The organism is Phytopseudomonas punonensis, assembly GCF_900142655.1.
GTDB classification, from domain to species: Bacteria; Pseudomonadota; Gammaproteobacteria; order Pseudomonadales; family Pseudomonadaceae; genus Aquipseudomonas; species Aquipseudomonas punonensis.
Genome location: NZ_FRBQ01000001.1, coordinates 672,971 through 684,510 on the forward strand (window position 1 = coordinate 672,971; position 11,540 = coordinate 684,510).

Genomic DNA, 11,540 nt, shown 5'->3' on the forward strand with positions numbered 1-11,540 from the left:
TGGCCGTCAGGGGCGTTTGGCGGCGCCGCGCAACAGGCTGACCGCCATCAGCGCCAGCGCGCCGACGCCAAGCAGTAAAACAGCCCACAGGCCGATGCGTTTCCAGTCCACCCCAGCCTTCGCAGGAACCACCGCGGGCGCCACCTCGACTTCCGGGATCGCGCCGCTGATGACGGCCTTGCCCATGCCCTCCAGGCGCTGCGAGTCGAAGCCGGGTACCAGAGTAGTGACCGGCAGGCTGCCAGCCTGGGCATCCGTCAGACCAAGGGCCAACTGATAGGGTGGATTGCCGCGGGCCAGAAACAGCAGCTCGGTAGCGCGCATGGCCACGCTCAGACGCGGCTCGCTTTGCCCCAAACCACCACCGCGGCTGTCGATCTGCAAGCGCAGCTGACTGACAGGCAACTGTGGCAGCTCAATCTGATCCTGTACCACCTCGTGACCGTCGACAGGCAAACGGTAGAGAACCGAGTTCGCCAGCGGCGTCCACGGCGCAGCACTGTCCCTACGCCCTTGCAGCAACACCGGAGCCAGGCTGTTGGCATGCTCGATCTCGATGCGCACGCGCTCCAGTGGCAAGGCCAGCGGCAATGTCCAGGTAATGCCCTGCTCATCCGCCTGCCCCTGCAGCGCCGCCGACCAGATCAATGAGGCAGGTTCGGCAGTACTGCGCGAGCCGCTGACACTGGCAGCGCTCAGGCTGACCGCCTGCTCGGGTGCCAGCCACAGCAGGCGCAGGTAGCGCGCCCGGGTGGGCGGCAATTCCACTTCGCTCTTGTCGATGCGTTCGTCGTTGAAGCTCAGCTGGGCGATCTGCCCCTCACCCAGTGGCTGCCAATGATCCAGATCGTCGCTGGCCTCAATGCTGAAACGCTGGAAACCCTCGCTCTCGGCGCGCCACTGCAGATGCAGGCGTTGCAGCGGAAAGTCGGTGGCACTGGCATCCAGCAGCCAGCCCCGCAGCACATCGGCAGTGGCAGAGGGCTCGCCTAACGCACTGAGTTCGATGATCGAGCCATCAGCACCGCGCTGCACGCGCACGGTCGGCACGCTATCGCGGCGCCCCGCCGGGCCACGTAATGGAAACAGGCGCAGATCGGCTTGTTGCTGGCTCTCGGCGGAGCGCTGCGCACCGTGAACCAGGCTGAAGGCCAGACGCTCGCCGTCGCCGTTGAACACGCGCAAGTCGCGAAAGTCGGCATGCCTGGCGGCGAGATGAGCCTCCATCGGCAATTGCAGCCGATACCAGGGACCCTCTCCACTCAGGGTTAGCGGCACAGTCACGGCATAGTCGCCAGGACGCTCCCCGACCTCGGCTGCCGCTGCAGCCAGGCTCACGCCCAGCATGATCAGCCCCCTGATAAAACGCGGGCTCATGCCGACACCTGCGTGTCACGCCCCTGGCGAGGCGGCAGCGGGGCGAAATAGCCCACCACCAGCAACAGTACACCGACGCCAATAAAGGAGATGATCCGTTCCAGGCTGCCGCTATTGCCGAGGTCGACGAAGAACAGCTTCACGACTACTACGCCTATCAGCGCTGCGCCGGCCATCCATAGATCACGCCGAGCGCGTAGGTGCCCGGCGATGGTCAGGCTCAGCGCGATCAGCGTCCAGACGATGGACAGCCCGGCCTGCACAAGGCGCGAATCGATCAAGGCATCCATCTGGAAAGGCACCTGCCCCCAATGAAACGCGGTACGACAGACCATCATGGTCAACAGCGCGAACAACGAGGCGCCGATCATCGCCTGAGTCGCCAGCCGCACCTGCCTAGGCTCGACTGGCAATGCGGACAATCCGTCCGGGGCCCAACGCTGCACGGCAAAGAGCACGAACAACATGCCCAGCTCCAGTGGGTTGATCAGCGGCACGTAGGGCAGCGGCTCAGCGGAACCATCACTGAGCAGATTGACCAGCCAGAACCAGCCCAGCAAAAGAACTGCCACCGGCATGGCGGCATAACTGCGGTACTCCTGCGGATAGGTCGCCACCGGCCAGGGCAGTGCGCGGCGCAGGCTCATCAGCATCAGGAAGGCGCACGGCACCAGTACCCAGCCCAGCCAGCGCCAGGCGTTGTAGTGTTCGGCCAGGGCAAAGAACAGGAAGCGCAGCTCTAGCGCAAGTATGCCCAGCAGCAACCAGCAGCCGAGCACATGGCTGATTCTTATCAGTGCCTCTGGCGCCAACCCCTGAACGCGCCGCAGCATGAGGAAATGCACGGCGAACAGCGCTGGCCAGGCAAGCCAGCCAAGCGCCGCCAACGGGTGATAGCCCAGATGCCAGGTGAGTAACACGACGCCAAAGCCCAACGGCACCAGTGCCAGGCTGAACACCGCCAACGCCGACCAGCGCTGGTGCAGGGCGAACAAGGTGGTGATGGCCAGGCTGATAACAGCGACCAGCAGGAATACATGCCCCTGCAGGTCGCCTGATACGAACCTCGCAATTTCACTCAACGCCGCCAATAGCCACCAAGCTGCGCACCAGAACAGCGCCACGTGCGACAGCTCCTGCACATCCAGCGGCAGAAGATCAGCGCGGCTTACGCGACTGGCAAGGTGCAGACGCCAGGCGCAGATCAAGCCCGCCAAGGCCAGCAGCGCCGGCGCCCAGAATGTCGGATGGGCCAGCGGCCGCAGGGTCTCGGCGACTACGGCCTGATCGAGGCCATCGCTGAAGATCAGGTAGATCACACCGCCCAGCGCCTGCACGACGAAGGCACTGATCAGCACGCTACGCGCGCCCAGATGCAATCCGGCAAGCAGCGTCGCCACGCCTGCCACTGCCCAGGTGGCGGCAGTGCCATAAGGGCCGAAGCACAACGGAGCCATCAGAAAGAGGAATGCCAGACCACAATAGGCCAGGGCCGGCTGAAGCTTGCGCTCGCGATCCGCCACGCCGCCTGCCGCATCGCGCAGTTGCAGAAAGCTGAACAGCAGGGCCGCACCGAGCATCAGCGCGCCAAGCGCCGAACCCTCGAGCAAGGTCTCGTAACCGAAGCGCAGGCCCCACAGGTAGGCTGCTGCAGCACCCGCTTGCAGCAGCAGGGCGAACAGGCGCGCAAACAGACGCTGCTGACGCAACGCCAGCCAGTACAGGCCCGCGCCTTCGACCGCCCAAGCAGCGGAAGTCCACCGGGCATCCAGGCCCAATGGAATGGCAAGGGTGGCGAAGATCACGCCCAGCGCCAGGCAGGTTTCCATCAGCAGTACGGCACGCCCAGGCGCACGCGAGACCAGAACCCAGGCCAATGACATGTACAGCAATCCCATGGCCAGAGCGCTGAACGCCGGGCCGAACGGCAGATGCTGAACCACAGCGTATTGCAGACCGAAGCCCACCAGTGGCGTGCCGAACAGCACGCTGCCATCGACATAACCGGCCTGCCGCGCCGACCACTTGAGCAAAGCCTCGCGGGAGTCGTTTTCCGGCTCGGTCGGCGCTTCGAGCAAGCGCCGCCGGGCGAACAGCAGGCCAATAGCGACGTACATCAGGAAGAACAGCAGCAGGAAGGCCTGAGTGCTGAGCCACAGGTCTATGGTGTAGGAGCGCAAACCCCAGGCCAGGCCAATGCCAAAGGTGCCGACAAAACCGATCAGATTGAGTTCGCGCCAAGCCTTGAACCAGGCGATGGCAAAGATGCCCGCGTTGAGCAGAGCGAAATAGCTGAACAGCGCGACATGGCTACCACCACCGCTGGAGGCCAGGATCGGCGCTGCGAAACCGCCCAGCGCTGCAGCGGCGGCCAGACCACGGGCATCCTGCAGGATGGCCAGTATGGCCGAGCAAATGGTCACCACAACCAGCAACACCATCGCTACCTGCGGGGAAAGCAAAGGATGCAGGCGCATGGCCGCGAATACCGTCAGGTACAGCACAGCGATACCACCGCCCTGCATCAGCAAGGCATAGGAGGGACGTCGGTGACGCAGCCACCAGCCCAGCGCCAGCAGGGCGATCGCCGCCAGCGCCACACCGGCGTAACGCAACTCGATGGCGACCACCACCCGTTCGGAGGCGTAGCGCAACAGGAAGGCCAAACCCAGAAACAGCAGCACCAGGCCCACGCGCAAAACAGTGTTGCCACCCAGCAGCCAATCCCGTGCGGCGGCGACACCACGCTCGAGCAGGGTTGGCGCTGGTGGCTCGGTGACTCGCACCGCTTCCGGCGGGGGCGCTACAACAGCTTGCTCTATGGCGGGCTCAGGGCTCTGCTGAGCGGTCGGAGTCACAGCAGGCAGCACCAGCTCAAGCTCCCACTCAGGCTCGACGACGGGCTCGGCAGGCGCCGATGCAGCGATTTGCCCAGGAGCCTGAACAGGTGGCGGTTCGTTTTGCTCGGCAATCGTCTCGGTACGCGGCTGCACAGCCCCTTGCTCAAGGCGCAACAGGCGCTCATGCAGATCGCCGGTGCCATGGTTGAAGCGGGCAATCAGCTCCGCCAGCGATTTACGCAGCGCCTCGTGCTGAAGCTTCAGTGCATGCAGTGCGAGCGCCTGGCCAACCGCCAGCCCAAGCACGCCACCAAGGGCCGCCCCGACCACCGCCTCGCCATTTGTCGCACCCAGAACCAGCGCCCCGAGCACCAGCCCGACCAGCATGAAAATCCACTGCATGCACTCGAATCCTTGGAGAAGAAACCATCCATGCCGGGCTGCGCGCCTGACGGAGCGTGCAGTATAAGAGCTCCATACGCTGAGAGGATGGAGCCGCTCACAATTGTCGCCGATGACCAGCCAAGACAACAGAAACGAGAGAGCCGGCAGCCACCATCTATAACCGGCACAGGCAAAAAAGGTGGTCTGCTCTTGAGGCTGACCGGAATCAACACCGGCATGCCGTTTAATCACGACGATCAGAAAGCGATCGCTCATAAAAAAGCCCCCGCCGGCTCACACCGGCGGGGGCTTTTTCTAGTCAGCTAGAACTGGATCAGTTCTTGGCTTTCTTGGCAGCGCGGGTACGCTCGCCTTCGTCGAGGATCTTCTTACGCAGACGGATCGACTTCGGAGTGACTTCACACAGCTCGTCGTCCTGGATGAATTCCAGCGCCTGCTCCAGGGTGAAGCGAACCGGCGGAACCAGGGCGATGGTTTCGTCTTTACCCGAAGCACGCATGTTGTCGAGCTTCTTGCCTTTGGTGGGGTTGACGCCCAGGTCGTTGTCGCGGCTGTTCAGGCCGATGATCTGACCGTTGTAGATTTCCTGGCCGTGCTCGACGAACAGCTTGCCGCGCGCCTGCAGGGTTTCCAGGGAGTAGGTCAGGGCCTTGCCGGTATCGATCGATACCAGTACGCCGTTCTGGCGGCCGGACATGTGGCCCGACTTCATCACGTCGTAACGGTCGAAGATCGAGGTCAGGATGCCTGCACCGTTGGTCAGAGTCAGGAAGGCGTTACGGAAGCCGATCAGACCACGAGCCGGGATGTTGTATTCCAGGCGTACGCGACCTTTGCCGTCCGGCACCATGTTGCTCAGGTCGCCTTTACGCAGACCCATTTCTTCCATGACCTTGCCCTGGGATTCTTCCGGGATGTCGATGGTGACGTTCTCATAGGGTTCGTGTTTCACGCCGCCCACTTCACGGATGATCACTTCCGGACGACCAACGCCCATTTCGAAGCCTTCGCGGCGCATGTTCTCGATCAGTACCGACAGGTGCAGCTCACCACGGCCGGAGACCTTGAATTTGTCAGCCGAGTCGCCTTCTTCAACGCGCAGGGCAACGTTGTACAGCAGCTCTTTGTCCAGACGCTCTTTGATGTTACGGCTGGTGACGAACTTGCCTTCCTTGCCGCAGAACGGCGAATCGTTGACCTGGAAGGTCATGGATACGGTCGGCTCGTCGACGGTCAGCGGGGTCATCGCTTCGACGTTGTTCTGGTCGCACAGGGTGTCGGAGATGAACAGCTCGTCCATGCCGCTGACGCAGACGATGTCGCCGGCAGTGGCTTCTTCAACGTCCACACGGTGCAGACCGTGGTGGCCCATCAGCTTGAGGATACGGCCGTTACGCTTCTTGCCGTCGACGTCAATAGCGGTAACCGGGGTGTTCGGCTTGACGCGACCACGGGCGATACGGCCAACACCGATGATGCCCAAGAAGCTGTTGTAGTCCAGTGCCGAGATTTGCATCTGGAACGGACCGTCGACGTCGACGTTTGGCGCCGGCACGTGGTCAACGATGGCCTGGTACAGCGGGGTCAGGTCGTCAGCCATGTCGGTGTGGTCAAGACCGGCGATGCCGTTCAGGGCCGAGGCGTAGACGACTTGGAAGTCCAGCTGCTCTTCGGTAGCACCGAGGTTGTCGAACAGGTCGAAGATCTGGTCCATGACCCAATCCGGACGCGCGCCCGGACGGTCGATCTTGTTGATGACCACGATCGGACGCAGGCCGGCTTCGAAGGCCTTTTTGGTCACAAAGCGGGTTTGCGGCATCGGGCCGTCCTGGGCGTCAACGACCAGCAGTACGGAGTCAACCATCGACATCACGCGCTCTACTTCACCGCCGAAGTCGGCGTGGCCGGGGGTGTCGACGATGTTGATGCGGTAGTTGTTCCACTTAATGGCGGTGTTCTTGGCCAGAATGGTAATACCGCGCTCTTTTTCCTGGTCGTTGCTGTCCATCACGCGCTCGTCATTGAGCTCGCTGCGCTCCAGGGTGCCGGACTGACGCAGCAGGGCGTCAACCAGGGTGGTCTTACCATGGTCAACGTGGGCGATGATGGCGATGTTACGTAGATTGTCGATCACTATAGTTGTCTCGTAGGTTGGGTCGGGCTACCGGGCAGTTGCATTCAGCGGCCCAACGCGAAAAATCAGGATTAAGGATAAAGGCAGTCTGTTAACGATGTGTGGCGACAAACTCGTCGCCAATCGGGTCGGGAGGGCGATGGCGGATACTGCCGCCATTAAGCCCGGGCGTCTTATGCCGGACGATAAACTCGCACATTGGCATGTCCCTCGCTCAGCAGGTGGTGGGCATGCAGGCGACTCATCACGCCTCGGTCGCAATACAGGAGGTACTGGCGGCTAGCGTCCAGTTCCTTGAAACGGTTGTTGATGGCATAGAACGGCATGGCTTGCACGTCGATACCAGCCAGTTCGAGCGGCTCGTCTTCGACCTGGTCAGGGTGGCGAATATCGATCACCACGTGGCCTGGCAAGGCCTCGGCGACTTCCTCGACCTGCACGTCCTGGCCCAACTCTTCGATCACCCGATCAATGGCGATCAGTCGGGCCCGTTCGAGGGCGCGGTCGAGCACGGCCATGTCGAACTGCTCTTCTTCATAAACGACGCGATTGGGCTTGGCCTTGGTGGTCGGGTTAACCGAAATCACGCCGCAGTATTCTGGCATGTGGCGGGCGAACTCGGCGGTGCCGATTGCCTCAGCGGTATCGATGATGTCCTGTTTATGGCTGGCGATCAGCGGGCGCAGTACCAGCTTGTCGGTCACCGAGTCGATCACCGAGAGGTTCGGCAGCGTCTGGCTGGACACCTGGCTGATCGCTTCGCCGGTTACCAGCGCGTCGATCTGCAGGCGCTCGGCCAGGCGGCTGGCGGCGCGCAGCATCATGCGCTTGAGCGTGACGCCCATGTAACTGTTGTCGACCTTGCCGAGAATTTCGCCGAGCACTTCCTCGAACGGCACGCTGATGAACAGCACGCGCTGCGAGCGACCGTACTTCTGCCACAGGAAGTGGGCGACTTCCATCACCCCCAGTTCGTGGGCGCGGCCGCCGAGATTGAAGAAGCAGAAGTGGCTCATCAGGCCGCGGCGCATGATCTGGTAGGCCGCCACGGTGGAGTCGAAACCACCGCTCATCAATACCAGGGTCTGCTCCAGCGAACCCAGCGGATAACCACCCAGGCCCGGGTGCTGGTGATGAATGACGTACAGGCGCTCGTTGCGGATCTCGATACGTACTTCGATCTCGGGCTTCTTCAGGTCGATACCGGCAGCGCCGCACTGCTGACGCAGCTGGCTGCCGACATAACGCTCCACATCGATGGAGGAGAAGCTGTGGCGACCGCCGCGCTTGCAGCGTACCGAGAAGATCTTGCCCGGCAGCAGATCACCATAATGAAGCATGCACTTGGCGACGATGTCGTCGAAGTCGCCAAGCGGATATTCGTCGATCTGCAGAAAATGCTGGATGCCCGGCACACAGCTCAGGCGCTCGATCAGCTCCTGCAAAACCTTGGGCTCGGCCACCTCGGTTTTCACTTCCAGATTGTCCCAGACACCCGTCACCTGCAGCTGCGGGTCGAGATCACGCAACACCAAGCGGATGTTCTTGGCCAGCTGCCGGATGAAGTTCTTGCGAACCGGCGGGCTCTTGATGGTGATTTCCGGGAAGACTTTGACGATCAGTTTCATGGGAGCAAATATCGGGCGCCAGGGCCTGAAAAACAGGGGCGCGGATTATAAAGGAAATTGCTCAACCTTTGATCGAAAATCCGCAAACAATCTGCAATCGCACCAAAACAGAGCTATCCACTGATAAAGCGCACCAACAAAGAGCCATCATGTCTGCTTTTGTGGCATCAACACCCTCTACAACGCTGATTTTCGGGGCATGCGTCCATCACGGGGCACTGGCATGCATATTGCTCCCTTGTGAGGCAGGGTGTCCTGGCCGACTATCGGGCCCGGCGTCACGAACTCAAAGAAGGGTCAAGAGACCCTATCCACCTGGAGGACAACATGTCTAAGGCCGTTCAACTGATCAAAGAACACGACGTGAAGTGGGTAGACCTGCGCTTCACCGACACCAAGGGTAAGCAGCACCACGTGACCATGCCGGCCCGTGACGCCCTGGACGACGAATTCTTCGAAGTCGGCAAAATGTTCGACGGCTCCTCCATCCATGGCTGGAAAGGCATCGAAGCCTCCGACATGATCCTGCTGCCGGACGACAGCACTGCCGTTCTCGACCCGTTCACCGAAGAGCCGACCCTGATTCTGGTCTGCGACATCATCGAGCCGAGCACCATGCAAGGCTACGACCGCGACCCGCGCTCCATCGCTCGCCGCGCCGAGGAATACCTGAAGACCACCGGTATCGGTGACACCGTATTCGTGGGCCCGGAGCCAGAATTCTTCATCTTCGACGAAGTGAAGTTCAAGTCCGACATCTCCGGCTCCATGTTCAAGATCTACTCCGAACAAGGTTCCTGGATGACCGACCAGGACGTCGAAGGCGGCAACAAGGGCCATCGCCCTGCCGTCAAAGGCGGTTACTTCCCGGTTCCGCCGTGCGACCACGACCACGAAATCCGTACTGCCATGTGTAACGCCATGGAAGAAATGGGCCTGGTCATCGAAGTTCACCACCACGAAGTGGCGACTGCTGGCCAGAACGAAATCGGCGTGAAGTTCAACACCCTGGTTGCCAAGGCTGACGAAACCCAGACCCTGAAGTACTGCGTACACAACGTGGCCGATGCCTACGGCAAAACCGCTACCTTCATGCCCAAGCCCCTGTACGGCGACAACGGTTCGGGCATGCACGTACACATCTCGGTCTCCAAAGACGGCAAGAACACCTTCGCCGGTGAAGGCTATGCCGGCCTGTCGGAAACCGCTCTGTACTTCATCGGCGGCATCATCAAGCACGGTAAGGCCCTGAACGGCTTCACCAACCCGTCGACCAACTCGTACAAGCGTCTGGTTCCAGGCTTCGAAGCGCCGGTGATGCTGGCCTACTCGGCCCGTAACCGTTCGGCCTCGATCCGTATCCCGTACGTTTCCAGCCCGAAAGCCCGCCGCATCGAAGCTCGCTTCCCGGATCCGGCTGCCAACCCGTACCTGGCCTTCGCAGCACTGCTGATGGCGGGTCTGGACGGTATCCAGAACAAGATCCACCCTGGCGACGCCGCGGACAAGAACCTGTACGACCTGCCGCCGGAAGAAGGCAAGCTGATCCCGCAGGTGTGCGGCAGCCTGAAAGAAGCCCTGGAAGAGCTGGACAAGGGCCGCGCGTTCCTGACCAAGGGCGGCGTATTCTCCGACGACTTCATCGATGCCTACATCGAGCTGAAATCGGAAGAAGAAATCAAGGTGCGCACCTTCGTACACCCGCTGGAATACGACCTGTACTACAGCGTCTAAGCCAGACTCGCTACAGCCTGTAGCGCGACGAAGCCTCCCCGGTTCTGCCGGGGAGGCTTTTTTATGGCCTGCCATTCCTGGCGGCCACCCTGCGGGCCGTCGCAAGCGACGTTAAAAATGGCTCCCGGCCATTTTTTATGCCCGGCTATTTTTCGGCGCCAGTGCAAATCCCTGGCGTAGCACGCTTGCCAGCACGGCGAAGCGATGCAAGGCTATCGACAACCTTTACTGCGGAGACCGGCCCGATGCGCCGCCTGCTCACTTGCCTGCTGCTGATTCTGGCTCTGCCAGTCAGCGCACAGATCTACAAGTACACCGACGCCAACGGCAACACGGTGTTTACCAACCAGCCGCCTGAAGGCACCAAAGCGGAGAGCGTCGAGCTCAAGCCGATCAATACCAGCACGCAGGCCGCGCCGCCTGCCACCAGCAGCGAACCGCGCCTGAGCGAACTGCCGCAAAACCCCTACCAGATTCTCGCGCTGCGTGATCTGCCGAATGAAGAAGCATTGCGTGCCAACAACGGCACGTTTTCCGTGGGCGTGACCATCGAGCCGCGCCTGGGCCCGGGCCACACCCTGCAACTGCTGCTGGACGGTAAACCCTATGGCGCACGGAGCAGCGTGCCGCGCCTGCAACTGACCGAAGTCGACCGCGGCGAGCACAGCCTGGCCGTTGCCGTGATGCAGGGCGAGCGTATCGTCCAGCAAAGCGACACGCGCACCTTCACGGTGCAGCGTACGAGCACCAACAGCCCGGGCCGGGGTAAGTGAACCCCATGCGTACGCTGCTTTTCGCTTTGCTGCTGGTCGCCCTGCCGACGTTCGCTCAGGTGTACACCTACGTGGATGCCGACGGTAACCGGGTGTTCACTGATAGCCCGCGCGATGGCAACGCCAAGCAGGTGCAGATGGCGCCGTCCAACCGTGTCGAACCACCGACCCGCCGCCTGTCACCTCCTGCACCCGCCGCCCCGAGCGGGCCGATCCTCAGCTACGAGCTGCTGCGCATTACCATTCCGCAGCCCGACGCGACCATCAACGACAATGCCGGCAACCTGATTGTCACGGTCAACGCCGAGCCGGGCCTGCATCCGGGCCACCGCTACCGCCTACTGCTCGACGGCCAGCCCTACAGCGATGCCGGGCGCAGCCCGGTGTTCCCGCTGCAGAATATTGACCGTGGCACCCACCAGATAGCTGTGGAGATCATCACCGAAGGCGGCATCATCGTTGAACGCACACCCAGCCAGCCGTTTCATATGAAGCGCATCTCTCTGGCCCAGAAGCGCAAAGTACGCCCCTGCGAAAAAGACGATTACGGCGTGCGCCCCGAATGCCCAATCGGGGACAAACCCAAGGAAGAAGACAAAGGCATCATCAGCATTCTGCCCTTCCTCTAAGCCACGGCAGCACTCGCCGC

Annotated in this window: 7 protein-coding genes; 3 read left to right on the plus strand and 4 right to left on the minus strand. The window is 61.8% G+C overall.

Annotated elements, in window-relative coordinates; translation table 11 throughout:
- Nucleotides 1-6: 6 nt before the first annotated feature.
- The 4 genes from BUC40_RS03090 to thiI all read right to left on the minus strand — a co-directional run bounded on the left by BUC40_RS03090 (nt 7) and on the right by thiI (nt 8,384).
- Nucleotides 7-1,377, minus strand: a complete 1,371-nt coding sequence (locus tag BUC40_RS03090) for a DUF3999 domain-containing protein (protein ID WP_073262491.1) — start codon at nt 1,375-1,377, stop codon at nt 7-9.
- A complete protein-coding gene (locus tag BUC40_RS03095) occupies nt 1,374-4,619 on the minus strand; it encodes a DUF2339 domain-containing protein (RefSeq protein ID WP_073262494.1) in 3,246 nt (1,081 codons plus the stop codon). Before BUC40_RS03095 ends, BUC40_RS03090 begins: the two co-directional genes overlap by 4 nt.
- A gap of 316 nt (nt 4,620-4,935) precedes the next feature.
- Entirely contained in the window at nt 4,936-6,756 is a 1,821-nt protein-coding gene (typA, locus tag BUC40_RS03100) for a translational GTPase TypA (protein WP_073262496.1), read from the minus strand.
- Between the two features lie 173 nt (nt 6,757-6,929).
- A complete protein-coding gene (thiI, locus tag BUC40_RS03105) occupies nt 6,930-8,384 on the minus strand; it encodes a tRNA uracil 4-sulfurtransferase ThiI (protein ID WP_073262498.1) in 1,455 nt (484 codons plus the stop codon).
- Between the two features lie 327 nt (nt 8,385-8,711).
- On the opposite strand from thiI, the gene glnA reads away from it, so the two are divergent.
- From glnA to BUC40_RS03120, 3 genes are all read left to right on the plus strand, one after another.
- Nucleotides 8,712-10,118 carry a glutamate--ammonia ligase gene (glnA, locus tag BUC40_RS03110; protein WP_070880561.1) on the plus strand — a complete coding sequence of 469 codons (1,407 nt, stop codon included), beginning with the start codon at nt 8,712-8,714 and terminating at the stop codon, nt 10,116-10,118.
- A 245-nt stretch (nt 10,119-10,363) separates the two neighbouring features.
- On the plus strand, nt 10,364-10,891 hold the full coding sequence (locus BUC40_RS03115) for a DUF4124 domain-containing protein (protein ID WP_073262501.1): 528 nt from the start codon (nt 10,364-10,366) through the stop codon (nt 10,889-10,891).
- 5 nt (nt 10,892-10,896) lie between these two features.
- Nucleotides 10,897-11,520, plus strand: a complete 624-nt coding sequence (locus BUC40_RS03120; protein WP_073262503.1) for a DUF4124 domain-containing protein — start codon at nt 10,897-10,899, stop codon at nt 11,518-11,520.
- Nucleotides 11,521-11,540 lie beyond the last annotated feature (20 nt).

Excerpts from the sequence above, each read along its gene's own strand:
- BUC40_RS03090 (WP_073262491.1), bottom strand. The coding sequence starts at position 1,377 with ATGAGCCCGCGTTTTATCAGGGGGCTGATCATGCTGGGCGTGAGCCTG.
- BUC40_RS03095 (WP_073262494.1), bottom strand. The coding sequence starts at position 4,619 with ATGCAGTGGATTTTCATGCTGGTCGGGCTGGTGCTCGGGGCGCTGGTT.
- thiI (WP_073262498.1), bottom strand. The coding sequence starts at position 8,384 with ATGAAACTGATCGTCAAAGTCTTCCCGGAAATCACCATCAAGAGCCCG.
- glnA (WP_070880561.1), top strand. The coding sequence starts at position 8,712 with ATGTCTAAGGCCGTTCAACTGATCAAAGAACACGACGTGAAGTGGGTA.
- BUC40_RS03115 (WP_073262501.1), top strand. The coding sequence starts at position 10,364 with ATGCGCCGCCTGCTCACTTGCCTGCTGCTGATTCTGGCTCTGCCAGTC.
- BUC40_RS03120 (WP_073262503.1), top strand. The coding sequence starts at position 10,897 with ATGCGTACGCTGCTTTTCGCTTTGCTGCTGGTCGCCCTGCCGACGTTC.